A 20,708-nucleotide genomic window follows, 5' to 3' on the forward strand; every position below is an offset into this window, starting at 1 on the left:
GGATTTTATTGACTAATTTTATTTTAATAATAAATCTATTCCTCAATGAAATTCAAAATTCCAACACTTCTTTCTGCGGTTGCGATATTTGCTTTCTCAGCAAATAGCTACGCGCAGGAAATGCCTGCCTACAGCTACACCGAAGCTTTCAAACCCTTGTTCTATCCTCAGACCGGAACAGAAACGCGCTCTGCAAGCGGACAACCTGGCCACAAATATTGGCAAAACTCAGCGGATTATCAACTCAATGTAAGCCTTGATGCTGCTAAAAATGAGATCACAGGTTCAGCAGAGATCACTTACACGAATAACAGTCCTGATCAATTGGGATTTCTTTGGTTGCAATTGGACCAGAATCTTTTTGCAAAGGATTCCAGAGGTAATGCGGTAGTGCCACTTTCCGGAAGTAGAAATGGTGCACACGGCGAAGAGTTTGATGGCGGTTACAAGATCAAATCTGTAACATACGATGGTAAAGATGTGAAATACACCATCACCGATACTAGAATGCAGATCGATCTTCCGAAAGACCTGAAAGCAAACGGCGGTGTTGCAAAATTGAAGATCGAATATTCTTTCCTATCACCAAAATATGGTTCCGACAGAATGGGTGTTGAAGATACGAAGAACGGAAAGATCTTCACGATGGCGCAGTGGTATCCAAGAATGTCTGTCTATGATGACGTTTTGGGTTGGAACACTTCACCATATTTAGGAGCTTCAGAATTTTATTTAGAATACGGCATTTTATCCGCGAACATCACGGTTCCTGCCAATCAATATGTGGTGGCTTCCGGTGAGCTATTAAATGAAAAAGAAGTTTACAGCAAAGAAGAGATCAGCCGCTGGAATCAGGCGAGAAGCAGCGACAAAACAGTTGCGATCCGCCCAGAATCTGAATTGGGAAAAAATAGTGCGAGCGGAACCAAAACCTGGAAATTCAAAATAGAAAATGCAAGGGATTTTGCTTGGGCATCATCAGCAGCTTTCATTTTGGATGCAGCGAGGATCAACTTGCCAAGTGGCAAAAAATCTTTGGCGATCTCCGCTTATCCAGTAGAAAGTGCTGGCGAAAAAGCGTGGGGAAGATCTACGGAATATACCAAAGCTTCCATCGAGCATTACTCAGGAAAATGGTTTGAATATCCTTATCCAGCAGCGACCAACGTTGCCGGAAACGAAGGCGGAATGGAATATCCAGGAATTGTCTTCTGTCATATGAGTTCCAAAGGCGAAAGTCTGTGGGGCGTTACCGATCACGAGTTTGGTCACACTTGGTTTCCGATGATCGTAGGTTCCAATGAGAGATTGTTCGCTTGGATGGACGAAGGTTTCAATACTTTCATCAATGAAGGTTCTACCGCAGCTTTCAACAATGGGGAATATTACCACAAGCAAGATATCGGCAAAATGGGCTCATTTGTATTGAATGACAACTACGAACAGATCATGGTTGGTCCAGATAATATGAAGGAAAGAAGCATCGGTGTTTTGGCTTACTTCAAACCAGGATTGGGATTGGGGATTTTGAGAGAAACGATTTTAGGTCCTGAGAAGTTTGATAAAGCGTTCAAAACTTATGTGGCAAGATGGGCGTTCAAACACCCGACACCTTGGGATTTCTTCCACACAATGGAGAATGTTTCCGGAGAAGAGCTGAACTGGTTCTGGAGAGGTTGGTTCATCAACAAGTGGAAAGTGGATCAGGCTGTGAAATCGGTAAAACCTTTCAATGGCGATTACAAAAACGGTGCGCAAATTACAGTGGAAAATCTTGGTCAATTGCCTATGCCGACAACGGTTGAATTGACCTTCAAAGATGGAACAAAGCAGGTGGTGAAATTGCCTGTTGAGGTTTGGAAACGCAACACAGAATGGACCTTCAAAGTGAATTCTACCAAAGAAGTAAGTGAGGTGAAATTGGATCCAGCGTCTGGGGTTCCGGATATCAATCCTAAAAACAATGTTTGGACCTCAGCGCAAGCAGCTCCGGTAGAAAAAGTGAATATGAAAGAATTCGCAGGAACTTTCAGCACCAAAGAAGTACCGTTGAAACTGACTTTCACAGAGAAAGGAGGCCAATTGTACGGACAAGCAACAGGTCAGCCAGAGTTTCCTTTGGAATATTTGGGAGAGAGCAAATTCTCTTTTGAGCAGGCAGATGTTACCATCACATTTAGCAAAGACAAGAAAAGTATTGATTTTTCACAAGGCGGAAAAGCATTCAAATTCAATAAAGAATAAGTTGATTATACTTGAAATAAAAAAAGCTCCGAAATTATTCGGAGCTTTTTGCTTTTATAGTTTTTTGAACGCTGAATCTTAGCAGCCCGGCTTGAGTGGAAATCCTTTTTTGCGGCTGGAAAAGCAAGGCAAAAAGATTGGGAACGGAAGACGGATAAAGCTGCCCAAATAATTTTACAGAGCTACCATTTCCGTCACCTCCACATCATATCCAGAAATTACTGGTTTGATATTCGGATTCTGCGTGATCACTTTGAATTTGTTGATTCCAAGATCTTTCAAAATTTGAGTTCCAATGCCATAATCGCGGAAGTTTGGTGCGATTGTCGGGAGCTCGCTGGTTCCATCTTGATAATTAAGGAAATGCTGAAGTTTGCTCAACGTGTTCTCTTTGTTGGAAACATTATTGATGAAGACCACGGCGCCTTTCCCTTCAGAATTGATGAGGTCCACCACACGCTGCATCAACGGATGTTCGCCATTGGAAAGTCTGCTCAACACATCAAAATATGAACTCGAAGATTGAACCCTGACCAAGACAGATTCGTCTGGCGTCCAAGTTCCCGTCGTCAATGCAAAGTGGATCTGCTCCGTCGGTTTTTCCTCGAAAACATAGAATTTGAAATCCCCGAAATGCGTTTTGATATCACGCTCCTCGATTCTTTCCACCAGGTCACCTTGTCTCAGTCTGTAATGGATCAGGTCTTCTATGGAAACCACTTTCAGTCCGTGTTTCTGTCCAAATTCCAGCAAGTCTGGCATTCTCGCCATATCGCCGTCATCCTTCATGATCTCGCAAATCACGCCGCCTTCTTTCAGTCCGGCCAATCTTGTCAGGTCGATCGCAGCTTCTGTATGTCCGGCTCTTTTCAGTACGCCACCTTCCTTTGCGCGAAGCGGGAAGATGTGTCCAGGTCTCATCAGGTCGCCAGGTTTGGTGTTTGGGTCCATAATGGCCAAAATCGTCTTCGCACGGTCACCGGCAGAGATCCCTGTCGTAGCACCTTTTCCAAGCAGATCCACAGAAACGGTAAACGCAGTTTCCTTCGGATCGGTAGAATTGGCCACCATCGAGTTCAGTTCCAGTTCGTCACATCTTTTCTCGGTCAGCGGCATACAGATCAGACCTCTCGCGTGGATGGTCATAAAGTTGATCATCTCCGTCGTAGTGAGTTCTGCAGCAGCAAGAAGGTCACCTTCGTTCTCACGGTCCTCGTCATCTACCACGATGATCATTTTCCCGTTTTTAAGGTCTTCCAATGCTTCCGCTATCGTATTTAGTTGGATCTTATCCATTGTGCTAAAATTTTTTTGCAAAGATACTTATTTAGAACGTAAATAAAGATTGTAAAAACCGATTAAAGATATGTAGAACGTGTCTATTTTTTGGAGCCGGGAACCTGCTGTCCGCTGCAATTCCTCGCGCCAGGCTTTGTCCAAGGCTTGCTGTGGGATTTCCACTACCATCAGGGCTAGGAGACGTTTGGTCTATTAATCAACATTTTACCGTGGCTGAAAACTTTTTTTTGAAATTAAAAGCCGATAAAATTTGAAATTTGAAAAAAAACACTAAATTTGCAATCCAAGAAAACGGTGCTTTGGCCGAGCGGCTAGGCAGTGGTCTGCAACACCATCTACAGCGGTTCGAATCCGCTAGGCACCTCACTGGTAAACCCTAATTCATTAGTTTATAATGTTTTAGGGTTTTTTGTTTCTCAATAATTCCAACCAAATTCCAACCATTTGAAAAAAGTGTGTTTTATTTCTTTTTTATGGACTCCGAAAATTCCGAAACATATTGAAACATTATTACATCAGTTAATTGTTAGACTTGTCTAATTTTTTATATTTTACTCACGGGTGTACAGATAGTGGAATATAGATAATTACATCAAAAAAGACCGCTTAAAATCTTCAATACTTGTATTTTCTTTTTGCTCTATCATTTTCATTAACTTCAAGTATCTTTTTGTTGGACTTCCGTTGTAGTGGGTTTTGAAATGTTTGCTGTACAATTTTTCATAAACCTCATCGTTTAATAAAATTCCAAATCTTTTGCTCCAATCTCTCATTTTTTTAGATTCCAATTGTTTTTGATACATCAAATTTGGATTGGCGGAACGGTGTTTAAAATAACCGTTAATCAAATGTAATTTTCTGCAAACTCTTGCGGTCTTTGGACAAACGAAAAACCATAATTTTCCATTTCCCAAATTTGATGGTCTTGTGATGAGTTGGGCGGTGTATCTTATCTTCTCTGTATCTCGATATGTATAATCAAATGTAATTGAGCCGTTATTTTCCCCCGTATGAATAGATACGGATATTGAACCGTTGTTTTCTTTGGTGTTGCGGTTCGTCCAGTTTATCGTTGTAGTTACGAAATTATCGGGTGTTAATAATTTCATTCGTTTCAAATCTGCAATTGAAATCATTTTTAATCTTTCAATCTCTGTTGGATAGGTGGCGTATCTTCCCATATAGTAAGTTTACTCTAAGATACGAAACCTAAATTATTAAGGAAAACCATAATTTCCAGTTTAAAAGTTTAATTACATTTGCTGAAAAATAAACTATGAAAAAAATATTACTCTTTGCAATTCTTATCTCAGGATTGTTTTCTTCTCAAACTGCAAATGAATTTAGTCTAACAAAAGAAAACGGATTAACAGATTATGTTGTTACCGAAACTCCAAACAAAACCAAAGAAGAAATTTACAAAAAAACTTTAGACTGGATAAATAGAACCTACCAACGGGCGGATGACGTTATTCAAGGGCAAATCGAAAATGAATATGTGAGATTTCAAGGTGTTGACAAAAGTTCTCTTTGTAAGAACCCCAACAATAACCTAATATTTACTTGTATAGAAATACGTTATCAAATCGAAATATCTGTGAAAGATGGAAAATATAAATTTGATGTTCTTGAAACCGAACAACATAATTATATGTATCCAAAATTTTCTTCAAATCCGTGGATGCCTTTAGAGTATAAATTTGATAAAAAGGGAAATGTTAAACCGCAAAAGGTCAGTGAACTACCGAGAGAGTATAATAGACTGAATGAAAATTTAAAGGATTATATTTTAAATGGAGCTGAAACAAATGTCAAAAATGACTGGTAAATAAACCGAAACATATTGTAACATAATTAAATTCATAATGTTAACTTTTGTTAGCCTATAAAATTAAATTGTAATTGTTGTTTGTTGTAGTTTCGATTTTCAAACCTTTGGCGGTTATGGTTTTGATTCGTTTTTAGGTTTCGGATATTGTGAGCGATGTAATAAATTTGGCTGTCTGTATCTCGGACTTTCATCTTCTCGGACAAAAATCTTTTTTCGAGGTCTTTATAAATATCAGATTCAAATTCTTTGTAATATTTCAGACCTGCAAAACATAAAAATTTACTCCCTCTTCTCTGCATAGAAATATCTAATCCAGTCACTAAACAAACTCTGTTATTTTCGTTAGGTGGTGCATATTCCAAGTTTATCAGTTGAATGGGTGTATGTGCTAAAACTTCTTTTCTCGTGTTGATAGGGTTTCCCTGCGTGGAATTTGCACCACTTTGGTAAGAATTGAGTTTGTCAATAATTTGTAGTTTGATGAGGTGGTGCAGATTGTTTTTCCCTTTCAGAAATCTGTAATATTTTTCTTTGTACCGATTGAATTTATTTCGGTTTGAATCATCTTTTAAATCATCCCAAAAATCAATTTTATTTCCATTTTGGATAAATTGTACCTCATCGGGTTTTAGATTGCTGAAATCAGGCGTTTGATTGATTAATAGAACGTTTTCCCATTCATCCACTAATATTTGAGTGAGTGTTTTGTAAATGTCAAGTTTTGTCAAGTCGTCTGCGTTCCAGATTCCATACTTTTCAATATTCTTTGCCTGTTTGCTCTTCACTTCAAAACGGAAAGTATTTGGATGGATTCCGTACTGTGGGAACTCTAAAAACTGCAATCCTTTGGCGTATGCCTTTATTTGTTTGTAGCTGGTTGCATCTGTTTTTTTGAAGTACGGAAACGCTCCAGTTTTGAAAGGTGTTTTTTTGTAGAAATATAATCCATCAATCAAACTTTTAATATCAGTTTCGGGAATGATATTTAAACCAAATTCAATATTCACTACTTTCAGCTCGTTGTATTCTCGTTGTTCTATTCCCAAATAGTTCAGAATGTCAATAATTGTTTTAATGCTATGTTCGGGCGTGAAATCGTTGCCGTTGTGCTGGTATTGATTAAAATGATAATGTGGACTTACATTAATCTCCAAATGTCCATAACCAATTACATTTCCGTTTTCTACTGCCTTGCGAAAATCCAAACTCAATTTCGCTCCGTGCGTTCTATGTTTCAAAGAATGATAATAGTTTGTTTTTGGTCTGCATACTACAAAATCAGGATGCAATAACATCCTGTTTATTATCTCAATATCTGTAACGGAAAACTTTGTATTGTCTAACATTTGCCTATATTTGCTCTGTTGTAATGGTTGCCACTATTACCATATTTTGAACAATTAGGGAGCGGTTTTAATCGTTCCCTTTTTCGTTCATATCATTTAACATTACTTTGATAATTTCCTTTACTATTCTCGTGCGGTCTGCTGTGATGAATGGGTAGAACTGCGGACAAATGCGGATATAAACCGTTTCCCAATCTTCTGGGATGAATGCGACAAACAAAGATTTTTTATCCTTTACTTTTAAATCTGCATAATAAAATCCTGGTGTTCCTGCTGGGCGTAATCCTGTAATGGTGCATTTGCTCCAGTTGGATGTATCTCGGATTTTCAAAAGGTTGTCTGCTCCTGTGGTAGAATTGTAACCGTTGTTTTTCTCGGTGCGTATCAGTTCGGAAAATGCTATCTTTTCGTAATTGGATAGTCTGTATTGCCTGAATGTCTTTTTAACCTCATCGAGGGTGTAGAACATCGGATAATGGTCTGGTGTGTAAGTGGTTGCCGTTTTCATTATTAACTCAATTTGTTTTGGTTAATAATCTGTTCCACTTCGTTCCGTTTGAAGTACACACGGTTGCCAAATCCATAACTCGGAATCATTTTATCTTTTCTCCATCTGTGAAGTGTGGATAGGTCGATTTTTAGAAGTTTGCAGACTTCGGAACGTGTGAGGTATTCCGTTGGTTGGATGGGTTGGAATTGGGCGGAAAGTTGCGCCTTTAATTCAGGTATCAAAGAATTTTTTAATTCTGTGATGAGGTCGGTCGGATTTGTTCCGATAAATTGGATTGAACTCATTTGCAATATCTTTTTTGTTGTTATTGATATTGCAAATATGTTCAGAATGCGTTTTTAAATAGTTATGGGAATATTCCCATTGATATTCCCATTTTTATTTTGCGTTGTATGAAGTGGTTTTAATTACCGTTTTGCCTTAACTTTTTTTAGCCCCTCCAAATACTGTTGTGCTGTATTTTCGTGTTTGGAATCTGAAAAACTGTTTCTAATAGTTTTATCTGTTCTGTCAAATAAATCAGATAATAATTCCTCTATTTGAAATGTTGTAAAATTATGTTTATCCATTAACCAACCTTTTATATTTAGCATATCCAAAATTTTTATTTTTTGTGGAACTGAATATTTATTTTGAGTTATTTCATCTATATATTCGTGTGTGCTGTGTGGTATGTTGGCGGGTTTTTTATCGTTTATTTTTTCATCAACAAAATCTAATATTTTTTTAGTTGCAAATTTAAAATTTGTAAATTTCTTAATATCAATATTCAGTTTCTCTGTATAATTGTCAAAAGTGAAAAATTCCTTTAAATATTTATGTTTTTCGTCATCAATGATTGCGCTGTTTTTTCTGGTTCTCACATTACAATCGTTCCAAAAATCCATTACATCAGTATCAGCTGGAATATCTAAATAGTCTCCGTCAAAATTTGAGAATCCGTTGTTATACAAATATTGTATTAATTTTTCTTGCATAAACTCTTGATATGCAATAATTGATAATTCGTAATGTTCAGGGTATTCGTCAGGAATCCAATTTGAATTTATGATAAAATCGGAATTGTTTTTATAAAAAAATAATTGATATTCATTTCTTAACTCATTCAAATAGTCACTTTCTCCAGCATCAGGAAATGAATCAAACCATTTTTTTAAATCGTTATTATAATTCTCTTCAAATTCTTTGAAAGTATAGTAGAATGGTATTTTCATATTTTGAACATTTGTAATTGGTTGCCTTTAGTTTAATTTCTTTGAAACATTGAATTATGAAACATAAAAATGTTTTCTAACCATCCGATATAAACTTGTTTTTGTGTACTTATTAGCTGTTGTAATAAATCCGAAAATGGACGTTTCCAACTTTCCAAATATCCTATTTTAAACGGAATGTCAGTATTAACAATTATTTCAAAATCTACATCATCCATTTGTTTTATTTCTTTTTCTATTCTCTCAAATTCCCTTTGGTATTCATAGGGAGTATATTTTCGATAAACGTCAGGGATAACTTTTTCCATAATTTTACCTTTATCCCACTTTCAAACTCAATCCCAATGCATTGATGATTTGGGTAAAATTAGAAATCTGCAAATCTGTTTTGCCCTGTTCTATTTTGGCAATGTAGGCACGTTCTTTTCCTATCTTGTCGGCAAGTTCCTGCTGGGTTAGTTTTTGTTCTTTTCGGGTTTCTTTTATCAGTTCTCCGTAGTAATAGGCTAGTGCCTTTGCAGAAAACTCTTCACGTTCGGGCGTGCCGTGTTTGCCGTATTTTTCAGCTAAGTAGTCGTTTGCGGTTGGTAGTTCTCTTTTTATTTTTTCTATGTCTAATTTTGGTCTGTCCATTTTTCTAAAATTTTAATTGCCTTTTTTATTTCTTTGTCGTAGTCCTTTGTTGCCTTTTTCATAAATCCCGAAATCAATAAAATGGTTGTTGCCTGATTGATATTTTCGTGGTCGATAGAAAAAGTTAATATCCGATATTCGTTTTCTGTTTGGATTCTCAACTCATACAAATTTGTATTCGTGAGTTTCTTGATTATTTTAGTATTGATAACTGTTTGCGTTTCCAAAATATCAAAAACATAAAGGATTTTGTTTCTAAGTCTTTCATTTGAATTTTCTACAAACTCATCAAATTCGGGTGTTCTAAATAATATTCTCATATCAATTACTATGCAAATGTAACAAATTAATTACATTCTATTTTTAAGATATTTTCTGGTTTGATAGTTTTTTGAAAGTCTTTGCGGTCTGCATTGCCCAATCGTCTGCGGTTCTGCCTATGTAGTTCAGAAACATATTTTCTGTTTTGTGTCCTGTGATACTCATCAGTTGAGGTGTTGTAAATTCTTTGTTTCCGTAAAAATTAGTCGCAAACGAACGTCTGCAAACGTGGGAACTTACCAAATTATATTTTTCCGTTTCTACAATTTCGTTTTTCTTTTTGTCCTCATTGTAAACTTTGCCCTTTATCATTTCATCAATCCCTGCGAGTTCGCAAACCTTTTTGATGTGGCGGTTAAACAGTACCGCATTGGAATCAAAATTAACGGCAAGTATTGGCGGAAAATCTCCGTTGTATTTCTGCAAAAGGTTTTCCACCTCATCGTGGATTGGTATTACTACTTTTTCCCCTGTTTTCTGTTGTTTAATCTCAATGAATCGGAATGTGTTCCCATCAATGTCAGTTTTGGTGTAAATCATTCGTTTGTTCATCCTCAAAAGGTCAGATACTCTCTGCCCAAGATAGCATCCAAGTACCAACCAATCTCGGGCAATGTTCCAATCTGTATTGAGTGTTGTAACGTCTTTTATTTTCTCAATCTCATCAAAGGAAAGGAAAACTTTGTACTCTGTGTTAGTCGTTCCCGTACTGAATCCTCTAATGGAATAATGGATAGACTTGCCATTTTGCTCTGCATCAAACAAAACTGTTTTCAGATTCTTAATAAATCTTACGGCTGTGGTTTCCATCAGGTTGCAATCTGTGATAAGGTAGTTTTTGAAATCAATTAAGATTTTGGAACTTACATCCTGCAATAGAAATATTTTCTTTTTCTTCTTTTGATAAGATAGAAAACGGTCTTTCAGGTTGTTGTATTTTTTTAATGTAGATTCTGTGTAGGATGCAGTACTGCGTTTGAAGTCTGTGAAGTTTTGCAGATAGTTCAGAAAAACAGAATCATCTTCTTTTACTTCGATGCGGTTGTAGAATTTATCAATCTTTTCCGCTAACCAATCTTTTGAGAAAATAACGCCTTTGGAATAATAAGAATTATATTCTTTCAAAACAAAGGTTTCCAACTCATTTAGCTCTGTGTAAAGTATTTTGAACTCTGGTTGGGTTTGGATAGGTCGGGATGTTTTTACGCTCCAGTATTTCGGATTGATGATTTTTCCTGTTTTGATTTGGAAAACATTATCTCTATCAATTGAAAAACGGATATAGATTTGAGCGTTCTCGGTTTTGTGTAAAACCCGAAATTTAACGGTTGCCATATTTGAAATTTTTGAACAATCAAATGTACAAAATCCGTTGGAATTAATTCCAACCAAATTCCAACCGTTCTGAAATTTAGTAAAACGCTATGCAACTACATACCATTGTAAAGTACCATTAATAAAGGATTTGTGGCGTATTTTTAAGTTTTACGAAAATGCTATAAAAATCGTTTGTCGGGTACGCTAGGCACCTCACTGGTAAACCCTAATTCATTTATTATCAATGTTTTAGGGTTTTTTATTGTCTGTGTCTCCCGATATTTTCCCGATAATTATCAAAGTGTTATATTTTATAATGTTACCCTTTCTAAAATCTTTAAACATTAGTTATCTTTAACCGGGAGAAATCCTTTATTGTCCAAAATCTGTATAACACCTCTTAAGAGATGGTTATTTTCAAATCTTAAAATATACCTTCTCGCTCCCTCTTCTTCTGGAACAAGCATTTTTTTATCAACTAACTTTTTTATTTCTCTTGATATCTGTGAAGTATTTTTATCGTGCAGTATTTCTTTTATATCTTCATTTTTTATAACCTGAAGATCTACCGCCTTTTTTAAAATTTTTGATTCTATATCGGTTATAAACTTTCTTTCCAACGAATAGTTTATTGCAGGAATCAATACTTCATTTTTCAGATAAGTATAATCTGATAACTTATCCACTTTTTCTATTTCTTCTTTCAATCCTCTAAGTACATATTCGCACCAAGTCAATATTCCTTCTTCTGTTCCGGTATCCGCTTTGGATAGCATATCGTAATAAGTATTTCTATTAGTACAAAATACAGCAGTAGGATTAATTATTCTTCCGGCATTTATATTTAATCCATTTTTTACCAGCATAGCGTAAGTAAAAAGCCTTACAGTTCTACCATTGCCATTGCCAAATGGATGTATCCAAACAAATCTATGATGCGCAATTGCTGCCTTAAGTAAATCATACTTTGTTGACTTTTCGGAATTAATAAAAGAAAACAACTCTTCCATGTAGGTATCAACTAAAAAAGAATCGGGAGGTAAATGTATAGAATTGTTAATTTTAATGTTATGATTTCTATATATCCCAGGTGTTGCATCGCCTTCTCCATTTGGAGGTGGGGGCAAATCTCTGACAGCTATTTTATGTAGTTCGCTTATTAAATCTTTATTTATTGGATAATCCTTAACCGTATTTTCAATAAAATCCATTGCTTCATCAATATTGTCAATTTCTAGCAACTTCGAGTTCTGATTTTTAGGAATGTCGTCAATTTTAGTCTCTACATATTCGGCAATTGTTGTATTATTTCCTTCAATTCTTGCTGAACCCATACTTTCTAACCAATGAAAAATATTTCTTAATTGAAAAAAAACTTCAGGATGAGTAGATCCTCCTAAGTCTTTTTTACGCAAATGTTCAAGTTCAATAATTAAATCTGTAAGTGGAGAATCAAAATCCGGCTTTATTAATGTTAAATCATACGGTTTAAATATTGCTGACATATAAAATTATTTGCAACAAAGAAACGGATTATTTGCGGACTAAAAAAAAAATATTTGCAAATGGACTCTATAATTATTTGTAAATCACAGTATTGTATATAAATGTATAATTTATTATTTGCGTGTACGGTTTAGTGTTATTTGCGTAATTATAATTACACATTTGCGTAATTAGTATATTCACCTTATAGACTTTAGGTTATATTTATGAAATCTAAAATTCCAGACATATCATATAAAAAGTTATCAAAAGTGAGTCGTCGGAATTGATCTTAAATTCTACTGATAACACTTCCATATCTTCCGGCAGCATCGTCAACGCAGCGTAGCCACAAGCACTGTCCACAATGCTCGTGGCTACGCCCGCGTGGAAAAAGCCATACTGTTGCGACAAACCCTCCGAGAAATCTATGGAGATTTTCACCACACCTTTTTCTATGCTCACCAGTTCTGCATTAAGCGTTTTCATCAAACCTTGCTTTTCGAAGCTGTCTTTGATTCTTCTTTGCATCAATAAAAAATTACAAATAATCCTGACGGATTGGACTGAAAACATCTACCACTTCACCAGCTTCCACAATCACAATGGAGTGCTCAACATCTGCCGGGATAGAATAAGTGTCGCCCTGTGATAACTCATATTCTTCTCCTTCAAATTTCAGTATATATCTTCCAGAGATCACGTATCCGCTTTGTTCATTCGCATGTCTGTGAAATGGGACATTGTCTGTCGATTTGTATAGCATTTTTGTAACCATGGTGTTTTTGCCAATAGAAAGTACCACAAAATCGACTCCTAAAAACTGTCTGTTGACAGCGTTTTCCTTTTTTACTATATTTTTCATGATTAAGAATTGTTTTTCAAATTAAGTTCCATCTGGATATTACAACGTTTGTAAGGTGTCGCACGACCAACGATTTTTTCATAGCCCATTTTATAATACAAATTGGTGGCGGGTTTTAGGATCGTGTTGCTTTCCAGATATAATTTCGCAGCACCTAACTCTTTTGCTTTATTAATAATTGCCTGTCCGAGCAGCCAACCGATATTTTTACCTTGAGCTTTTGGGGAAACCGCCATTTTGCTCATTTCGAAGTCATAATATGGGTCATCCATTTTTATTAGCGCACAAACGCCAAGTGGTTCTTCATTGTAAAGTGCGACCAGGATTTTGCCGCCTTTGTCAAGGATGTATTCCTGAGGATTGTCTAATGCTTTGTAATCGGCAGCTTCCATCTCGAAGTAGTTGGAGATCCATTCCTCATTCAAGGCTTTAAAGGCAGATTGGTATTTCGGCTCATAGTCTACGATTTTTACATTTTTACTTTCACGAAGTTTTTTCTGGTCCTGAACTCTTTTTAGCAGTGATTTTTGCTCCAGAAGAAATTCCCATTCTGCGATGGCTTCCCAAAGATTGTGAGTGGCCTCGTTAATCATATTTTCCACAGCAATGTCAATATCGCTAAATTGGTCTTTCATCTGCTCAGAGAGTTGTTTTCCCTTGTCGGTGAGACCAACCAGATTTCTGCGCTTGTCTTTGGATTCCAAGTTGTTTTCGACCAATCCTGACGTTGCCATTTCCTTGATGATCTTTGTGACAGAAGGCTGCGAATGTGAGATCTGTTCGGCAATTTCGGTGATGGTCTTCTCGCCATCTTGCGCCAAAATAAAAAATACGGGAAACCATTTGGGTGAAAAGTCGTTGCCATACAGCTCGTAGATTTTCGAAGCATCATCGGTAAACTTAGCAGTCAATAGACGCAATCTGCTTCCTAAGGCCATTTTGCCTGTTCTCTCAAATAAATTCATAATAGTATAATTAATTACATAATCAGTTATGCAAATTTATAAAAGTTTAATTAAGACGCAAATTATTATTGATAAAATATTGGGTTGAGTAAGTTGGATAAAACTGTAAAGTGGATTAATTAAAATAAAATAGGGAGACCAACAAAGCGTCCCCCTACTTATTCTTAAAAACTATATATAACAGTGAATGGTATTTTTTTAATAACAATTATGCTGCCAAAAATCTGATGAATGAAAAATCAGAGCAAATTATTTTACTCTGATTCTGGTCATTAGTTTTAAAAACGGGTTATGGATTTTTAGGAATCGTCTTTTTGATTTCTTCCAAAGTCGCTGTATTAGGCAAACCTTTCAATGCATTAGTAGGTTTTGAAGCTGTGTTTTTCACCACTTTTCTGTTGGGAATGCTAGCTAAGATTTCTTCCAGTGTTGCATTGTTTGGGATTAATTTACCTGAAGAAGCGCTGGATTTTGGCTGTGGTGTTGCAATTTTATTTTTCGGTTCCAGACCTTGTTCCGAAGCCAGTTGGGCAGTTTTTGATTCCGCTTTTTTCTCGCTTTGCTGCTTCATCATCTTTTGCTCGAATGCTTTAGAGTCTTTGATGTGCTGGATGTTGTCCTGCTGTTCGACGGTTTTATTTTCCTGTGCTTGTATAGAAACGATGCCTGCCAATAGGAATGTTGTGATGTATAATGTTTTCATTTGGATTGATTTTATTTGATGCTTACTAAAACTTTGATTTTTCCAATGCCTTCCTGATTGTAATCCTGAAGAGCCTTTCCAAGAACCTGACCGATTTGAACTTTTTTCGGGTCAGCCTTCATCGCAACACCTGAGATCGAAGATGTCACGAGCAGATCGCCACGTTTGATGTTTCCACCTTCCAGACAAACTTTGGTTGGGATCACACCAATGACGCCCATTGGGACTTTACCAACCAGCTCAGAATCGATGTTTTCCTCGGTTAACAAAACACCTGGTTTTGTAGCGTAAACACCAGCTACAAGCGTAGAGTAGGATTCGGAAGATTTTTCGATGGTTCTGTCTGTATCGGTTGAGATGACCAAAATGTCGCCTGGTTCGTAATCTGCGGTGTTGCCTTCTACATCAAATGCTTCGGCAACGTCGGCGCCAGTATTCTGCGTTCCATTATTGAAGAAACCTCTTCCTGTTTTATCAATTCTTGCAACATTGGCACTTGCACTTTGGAAAACAGCGAGATTTCCTGATGGTCCTTGGTGGTTGATAAGCAATGTCGAACCAGTACCAGTTGTAGTGACGTGGACCACTGGCTGACTATTAGCATTATTAAAGTTTCTGAAATAGCCGGCTTTACCGGTTCCAAAATTAGGTATCCAACCGTAGATGGCCGAACCTGTACCATCTGCTGTAGCTTCCACGCCGTCTCCGTTGCCGCCTGCATTGGCCGTGATTCCATTTCCAGCTCCTTCGGTCAAAGCTAATAGAGCAGGACCATTTCCCGCGGCGTTCGAGGCATAAAACAAACCTCCGTATCCACCTGTGCCAGAAGATAGACCATAGACACCTGCAGTACCAAAATTAGCAAAAATGGAATTGACTTCACCTTTTACGGCGGCGGAAGTTCCTGTAGTTCTGTCCACTTTGAAATTTCCTGCAATTCCGTTTCCGACTGTGCTTACTGTAATTGCGTCACTGGTATTGTCCTCATTAAAATTCTGAAATCTACCTGCACGTCCTGTAGAAAAAGTAGGTGTCCAGGCATAAATGGCATTTCCATTTCCATCTATATTTGCCTCTACTGCATTTCCATTTTTTCCTGCGTTTGCTGTAATGGCATTTCCGTTTCCGTCAGTTATTGAAACCAAAGCAGCTCCGTTTCCACTTGGATTTGAGGCGTGAAATAATCCACCAAAACCTCCTGTTCCAGATGAAACCCCGAAAATACCTGCCGCGCCAAAGTTGCCGAAAATCGTTTTTACCTCACCTCTCACCGCTGCACTTACGCTATTGGAATTATTAGAAAGAAAAGATGAGACATTTCCCTGCGTATTATCTGGTATATTTCCGTTACCATTCGATTCTACTTCGAATGTATTTCGGTCATTGGTCGCATTCGTATTTACAAATCTGCCTGCACGGCCTTTACCACTATTTTGTCCCACTTGTCCCAGTACACCAACAGATGTTCCTGTTGTATTGCCAGAAACAAAGCCTCTCACGCCAAATCCACCACCATCATTTCGGCCGACAACTGCGCCTGCAATGTCACTGGTATTTCTTCCCACCACGGCTTCTCCGGCACCATTATTATCAGCAATGACACCTGCAGAAGCTTGAGAACTCGTAATTCCGTGGATGGCAAAGCCTGTTCCTGTACTACTCATTACTCCTGCTCCGGAACCAGTTGAAGAAACATTGATCACTATTCCGTTTCCAAGTGTGTTGGCGTTGATTACATTATTAAGATTTGCATTATTGGATATGGAAAAATTGGCTGCAATACCATTGTTACTTGTGGCATTGAGTCCTGTTCCGGTATTACTATTTGCATAAACACCAAATCCTGAACCTGATGCATTTCCGTAAACGCCTAATCCATTCGGTGTTACTCCGTAGACGCCCCAGCCTGAGCCAGCTTGTGAACCCCAGACGCCAACACCCAGGCCACCAGTTCCATTATTGATTCCCCGCACGCCAGAAGAAAAACCGCCTGGAGCAACATTGGAAACTGTACCTCGTACAGCAGCAATACTAGAAGTTGTGGTATTGTTGATCCCATCCATCGAAGTTCCGTCGCCGTCATTGGTCAATGAAAAAAGAGTTGAAGCATTATTGGTCGTTGCTGTGTAAGGTAAAGTCAAACTGCCGCCACCACCACCGCCAGAACTTTTTGCATACAAGGCATAGGGAACGCTCAGTAATTGACTTGTACCTGCGATCGTGTAATTAGTTCCGCCTGCGGGATCGGTCTCTGTTTTTAGGTAATAACTGTTGGTTCCCCAAGTGATGGCGTTAAAGGTTCCAGAAAGCACAGTTCCTGAACCAATTTCCAAGCTTACCAAGCCATTCACATTCGTTGTTCCTGTGACTCTCTCGGAGTATACGGCTGTTCCTGCTGCGGAGCCTTGCAACACGCTTACTCTTACCGCAACGTTTTGATTGGTTAGTAATTGGCCTGATGCATTTCTGACAATGGCCTGATAGCTCATTTTTTCAGGAGCCTGAGCGGAAACCATGTAAGTTCCCAATGCCAAAGCTGCAATTAATACAATTTTTTTCATAAGGTTATTTTTTAATGATTTTAAATGTTTTGATGTTCTTTTTGTCTTGGAAGATTTGAATGATGTAAACCGAGCTTGGAAGGCTCGTCATATCCAATTCTGTTTTTTGCTGGGAAAAATTTCCTGTTTTGATCAATTTTCCTTGGGAATCAAACAGGATGTAATTAGAATTGTGGAAGTTTTCCTTTCCGAAATCAACGTGCAGAAAATCTCGCACAGGATTTGGATAGAGTAGGATCTTTTTCTCCATGATGGATTCGTCATCTACTTCCAATGTGATGATCTCGTACGCCTGTTGTACACCTTCCATCAATTCTTGATTTGCTCCTTTTTGAGAATAGGCCAATTGGCCAACACTGTAGGTTGCACTTCCGGATGTGCTAGTCGCTGTGGTTCCCGTTGTGAGAATTGCTGTCTGAGCCTTGGTCGATCCAAACGGAATGATGATCAGAGTCAGAAATTTCATTAATAGTAATTTGCTCATTGTAATAGGTTTTAAAATTTTTATCGAAGTTATAGAGAATGCCATCCTATGAAAAGTTGTAATAGACGAACAACATTTTAAATAGATGAATGACTTTTTTTCTTAAATTTGATGAAACACTGGGCAATCATGGAAAGACTGAATTGTATAATTGTGGACGATAACGAGATTGACAGATTGACGGTTTTGTCCTTTGCGAAAAGATTTCCCAACCTTCATATTCTCGGGACTTTTTCAGATTCCAATGAAGCCTTGAAAGCTGTAGAAAGTCAATCTGTCGATATTCTGTTCCTTGATATTGATATGGCAGGATTATCCGGCGTTGAACTCAGAAAGAAAGTAAAACACGTTCCGGTCTGTATTTTCATCACGTCTCATCCGGAATTTGCTGTCGAAAGTTTTGAATTGGAAACCTTAGATTTTATCGTGAAACCTTTGAAGTTTGACCGCTTTGAACACACGATGAGAAGAGTCACGGATTTTTTTGAGATGAAAAGCAAAGCCAGCCTATTCGAATCCAGTATTGGTGGCGATGTGATCTACATCAAAGAAGGGCACGACCAGATCAAGGTAAAACTTCACGAGATCCTTTACCTCGAAGCTTTGAAGGATTATACCTTGGTGGTCACTTCTCAAAAAAGGCATTGTGTGCTTTCCAGTATTGGTCTACTTTTGAAGGAAGTCAGTTTTCAGTCTTTTGTTCGTATTCACAGGAGTTTTGCGGTGCAGAAGCAATTCATCAATAAAATAAATACCAACGAGATCATTTTGAATAATGACCTCGCCATCCCGATTGGCAGAAGCTTTAAAGATAATTTGAAATTCCTGCTATGAAACAAATAATGCTTTTTTTTCTGCTACATGTGTTTGCTTTTTCATTTGCCCAGAAACAGCCAGACCTTTCGCAGTTCAAAAGCATTGATGAAAAATTAAAAGCCTGGGACGACTACTGTACAAGTTTGCACGAAAATGAAAAATATTCGCTGCTGATCGACAAAGCAGAATACGGAATCAAACTCGCAAAGAATAATCCAAAATATCTCGCCAATTTCTATTTCTATAAAGGTTACGGCTACGAGTACACCGATAATCAATATGAAAAAGCAACGGTCTATTTTGAAAAGTCTTTAAAGTTGGCGCAACGAACAAAGGACCTTGAAAGAGAGACGCTCGCACTGATGCGGCTGAATTACATGTATTATTCCATCAAAGAGCATCAGAAGGCAAAAAACCTGATCCAATACATCAAAAAAGTTGTTGACACGGTAAAAGATCCTGACATCAAAGCAACGATGCTTGGTAGCTTAGGTGAATATTATCTTGACCGGTCGGAGTTTGAGAATTTCATTAATTATAAATTGAAAGCCATTGATTATCTGAAACTTGATAAAAAAGCAGACTCATTAAAATTGAATAACATTGGTATTTCCTACCTACAGATCGCGGATGCTTACAATGATATGAAACAGTACGAAAAAGCTGTGGAATATTGTAATTACGCGGTTCCATACCTTAATAAATCCGACGGAATTGCCTTTCTCTACAATTCGTACATCGAGTCCTACACGCATTTAGGAAATATCGATCTGGCCAAAAGATATTACTCGGAGCTTTATCAAATGGCGATCAACAATCCAATTCTTTTCCTGAATATCAGTTATGCCAATCGGAATATGTCCGAGTTTTATTTAAGTAGAGATCGATTGGAACTTGCGGACGACTATGCAGACAAGGCCTTGCATTTTGCCATCAAATCGAATGATGAGGAGATCGAGATGGAAGCCAACGTGATCAAAGGGAAAGTACTATTACAACAAAAGAAATACCAGCCGGCGATTGATAAATTAAACAAAGCTTTGAAGTTTGCCTACGTCTATGACAAGCGTTCGTTTGCCGAGGTCAATGAAAAATTGTCCGAAGCATACGCTGCGAAAAAGGATTGGAAAAAAGCCTACGAATATCATAAAATTTACAATCTCACGAACGATTCTCTCTTTGTGGAATCTGGCAAACAAAGCCTTGCAGATGCCGAAGCGAAATATCAAAATAGAAATAAACAGCAAGAAATAAAATCACTTTCTGCCGAAAACACAATCCATGAATTGACGATCAGGAATGCCAAAAAACAACGGATCTATTTAATTTCTGGTCTGATTTCCATTGCCATTATTGGAGGTTTGCTCTACAATCAAAGTCGAAATAGAAAAAGGATCAATAAAAAATTATCATTCCTGAATTCGGAATTGGAAAAAGCCAATAAGACCAAAATGCAGTTCTTCGGGATCCTGAATCACGATCTGAGAAGTCCGGTGGTTTCGCTCATTCATTTTCTGGACCTGCAGAAAAATTCACCGGAACTGATTGATAATGAAACCAAGATCAGATTGGAAAAGCAGACTTCCGACTCTGCCGAACAGCTCTTAACTCAAATGGAAGACCTGTTGTTGTGGAGCAAAGGCCAAATGGAGAACTTCGAACCGCATAAAAGATTTTATGATATCAATGATATCTTCGCTGAGTTGGAAAGAGAATTTGTTTGGGCTTCGGGTGTCAAAATTGAATTCGATATTCCTGTGAAACTAAAACTGTTTACAGACAAAGAATATCTCAAAACCATTATCAGAAACTTGATGAGCAATGCTGTGAAGGTTTTGCAGCATGTTCAAGATCCGAAGATCTCATGCAAAGTTTGGGATCAAGGCGATTTCATTCAAATTCTCATCAAAGATTACGGCGGCGGAACCAATATCGAAAAGTTTCGGGCGCTGTATGACGATAACATGAGCATTGGAACAACCAAAGGTTTAGGAATGCATGTGATCCGCGACCTTTGCAAAGCGATTGACTGTAAAATTGATGTCGATTCTGATACCGAAATTGGCGAAACAGCTATTACTTTGAGCATCAAAAAAGCTTAAAAATATTTTGT

21 protein-coding genes and 1 tRNA gene are annotated in these 20,708 nt (G+C 37.6%); 5 read left to right on the forward strand and 17 right to left on the reverse strand.

Going from position 1 to position 20,708, the window contains the following annotated elements:
- Positions 1 to 45 precede the first annotated feature (45 nt).
- Positions 46 to 2,244, forward strand: a complete 2,199-nt coding sequence (locus tag BMW39_RS01305) for a M1 family metallopeptidase (protein ID WP_034976610.1) — start codon at positions 46 to 48, stop codon at positions 2,242 to 2,244.
- Positions 2,245 to 2,418: 174 nt separating this feature from the next.
- On the opposite strand, the gene ribB is transcribed toward BMW39_RS01305, so the two are convergent.
- Positions 2,419 to 3,540 carry a 3,4-dihydroxy-2-butanone-4-phosphate synthase gene (gene ribB / locus BMW39_RS01310; protein WP_034976612.1) on the reverse strand — a complete coding sequence of 374 codons (1,122 nt, stop codon included), beginning with the start codon at positions 3,538 to 3,540 and terminating at the stop codon, positions 2,419 to 2,421.
- Positions 3,541 to 3,836: 296 nt separating this feature from the next.
- Between ribB and BMW39_RS01315 the strand changes: the two genes are divergently transcribed.
- Positions 3,837 to 3,907: transfer RNA gene (locus BMW39_RS01315), tRNA-Cys, on the forward strand.
- Positions 3,908 to 4,130: 223 nt separating this feature from the next.
- Here BMW39_RS01315 and BMW39_RS01320 read toward each other — a convergent pair.
- Complete coding sequence (locus tag BMW39_RS01320; RefSeq protein WP_034976614.1) at positions 4,131 to 4,724, reverse strand: hypothetical protein; 594 nt, start codon at positions 4,722 to 4,724, stop codon at positions 4,131 to 4,133.
- 95 nt (positions 4,725 to 4,819) lie between these two features.
- On the opposite strand from BMW39_RS01320, the gene BMW39_RS01325 reads away from it, so the two are divergent.
- Positions 4,820 to 5,371: a DUF4468 domain-containing protein gene (locus BMW39_RS01325; protein WP_034976616.1), complete on the forward strand. Its 552-nt coding sequence runs from the start codon at positions 4,820 to 4,822 to the stop codon at positions 5,369 to 5,371.
- Between the two features lie 50 nt (positions 5,372 to 5,421).
- On the opposite strand, the gene BMW39_RS01330 is transcribed toward BMW39_RS01325, so the two are convergent.
- The 15 genes from BMW39_RS01330 to BMW39_RS01400 all read right to left on the reverse strand — a co-directional run bounded on the left by BMW39_RS01330 (position 5,422) and on the right by BMW39_RS01400 (position 17,761).
- Positions 5,422 to 6,720: a hypothetical protein gene (locus BMW39_RS01330; RefSeq protein WP_131474332.1), complete on the reverse strand. Its 1,299-nt coding sequence runs from the start codon at positions 6,718 to 6,720 to the stop codon at positions 5,422 to 5,424.
- A 67-nt stretch (positions 6,721 to 6,787) separates the two neighbouring features.
- Positions 6,788 to 7,228, reverse strand: a complete 441-nt coding sequence (locus BMW39_RS01335) for a hypothetical protein (protein ID WP_034976620.1) — start codon at positions 7,226 to 7,228, stop codon at positions 6,788 to 6,790.
- Positions 7,229 to 7,230: 2 nt separating this feature from the next.
- Positions 7,231 to 7,515, reverse strand: coding sequence for a helix-turn-helix domain-containing protein (locus tag BMW39_RS01340; RefSeq protein ID WP_034976622.1), 285 nt, complete (start codon positions 7,513 to 7,515; stop codon positions 7,231 to 7,233).
- A gap of 123 nt (positions 7,516 to 7,638) precedes the next feature.
- Positions 7,639 to 8,445, reverse strand: a complete 807-nt coding sequence (locus BMW39_RS01345) for a hypothetical protein (RefSeq protein WP_034976624.1) — start codon at positions 8,443 to 8,445, stop codon at positions 7,639 to 7,641.
- 32 nt (positions 8,446 to 8,477) lie between these two features.
- Complete coding sequence (locus BMW39_RS01350; RefSeq protein ID WP_034976626.1) at positions 8,478 to 8,753, reverse strand: hypothetical protein; 276 nt, start codon at positions 8,751 to 8,753, stop codon at positions 8,478 to 8,480.
- A gap of 10 nt (positions 8,754 to 8,763) precedes the next feature.
- Positions 8,764 to 9,078 (reverse strand): helix-turn-helix domain-containing protein, encoded by a 315-nt coding sequence (locus BMW39_RS01355; protein WP_034976628.1) that lies wholly within the window; start codon positions 9,076 to 9,078, stop codon positions 8,764 to 8,766.
- Positions 9,060 to 9,398 carry a type II toxin-antitoxin system RelE/ParE family toxin gene (locus tag BMW39_RS01360; RefSeq protein ID WP_034976630.1) on the reverse strand — a complete coding sequence of 113 codons (339 nt, stop codon included), beginning with the start codon at positions 9,396 to 9,398 and terminating at the stop codon, positions 9,060 to 9,062. Before BMW39_RS01360 ends, BMW39_RS01355 begins: the two co-directional genes overlap by 19 nt.
- A 43-nt stretch (positions 9,399 to 9,441) precedes the next feature.
- Entirely contained in the window at positions 9,442 to 10,734 is a 1,293-nt protein-coding gene (locus tag BMW39_RS01365; protein WP_034976632.1) for a tyrosine-type recombinase/integrase, read from the reverse strand.
- Positions 10,735 to 11,060: 326 nt separating this feature from the next.
- A complete protein-coding gene (locus tag BMW39_RS01370; protein WP_034976634.1) occupies positions 11,061 to 12,221 on the reverse strand; it encodes a Fic family protein in 1,161 nt (386 codons plus the stop codon).
- Between the two features lie 214 nt (positions 12,222 to 12,435).
- Positions 12,436 to 12,732, reverse strand: a complete 297-nt coding sequence (locus BMW39_RS01375; RefSeq protein ID WP_175459317.1) for a PaaI family thioesterase — start codon at positions 12,730 to 12,732, stop codon at positions 12,436 to 12,438.
- Positions 12,733 to 12,742: 10 nt separating this feature from the next.
- Positions 12,743 to 13,066 (reverse strand): cupin domain-containing protein, encoded by a 324-nt coding sequence (locus BMW39_RS01380; protein WP_034976636.1) that lies wholly within the window; start codon positions 13,064 to 13,066, stop codon positions 12,743 to 12,745.
- Between the two features lie 2 nt (positions 13,067 to 13,068).
- On the reverse strand, positions 13,069 to 14,031 hold the full coding sequence (locus tag BMW39_RS01385) for a bifunctional helix-turn-helix transcriptional regulator/GNAT family N-acetyltransferase (RefSeq protein WP_034976637.1): 963 nt from the start codon (positions 14,029 to 14,031) through the stop codon (positions 13,069 to 13,071).
- Between the two features lie 289 nt (positions 14,032 to 14,320).
- Positions 14,321 to 14,734: a hypothetical protein gene (locus tag BMW39_RS01390; RefSeq protein ID WP_034976640.1), complete on the reverse strand. Its 414-nt coding sequence runs from the start codon at positions 14,732 to 14,734 to the stop codon at positions 14,321 to 14,323.
- An 11-nt stretch (positions 14,735 to 14,745) separates the two neighbouring features.
- A complete protein-coding gene (locus BMW39_RS01395) occupies positions 14,746 to 17,295 on the reverse strand; it encodes a beta strand repeat-containing protein (protein WP_034976642.1) in 2,550 nt (849 codons plus the stop codon).
- 4 nt (positions 17,296 to 17,299) lie between these two features.
- On the reverse strand, positions 17,300 to 17,761 hold the full coding sequence (locus BMW39_RS01400) for a T9SS type A sorting domain-containing protein (RefSeq protein ID WP_086045781.1): 462 nt from the start codon (positions 17,759 to 17,761) through the stop codon (positions 17,300 to 17,302).
- Positions 17,762 to 17,890: 129 nt separating this feature from the next.
- On the opposite strand from BMW39_RS01400, the gene BMW39_RS01405 reads away from it, so the two are divergent.
- Together BMW39_RS01405 and BMW39_RS01410 are read left to right on the forward strand one after the other, a co-directional pair.
- Positions 17,891 to 18,613 (forward strand): LytR/AlgR family response regulator transcription factor, encoded by a 723-nt coding sequence (locus BMW39_RS01405; protein WP_165569349.1) that lies wholly within the window; start codon positions 17,891 to 17,893, stop codon positions 18,611 to 18,613.
- Positions 18,610 to 20,697 carry a tetratricopeptide repeat-containing sensor histidine kinase gene (locus BMW39_RS01410; protein WP_051879968.1) on the forward strand — a complete coding sequence of 696 codons (2,088 nt, stop codon included), beginning with the start codon at positions 18,610 to 18,612 and terminating at the stop codon, positions 20,695 to 20,697. Before BMW39_RS01405 ends, BMW39_RS01410 begins: the two co-directional genes overlap by 4 nt.
- Positions 20,698 to 20,708 lie beyond the last annotated feature (11 nt).

It is taken from the genome of Epilithonimonas lactis, assembly GCF_900110605.1.
Taxonomy (GTDB): Bacteria; Bacteroidota; Bacteroidia; order Flavobacteriales; family Weeksellaceae; genus Epilithonimonas; species Epilithonimonas lactis.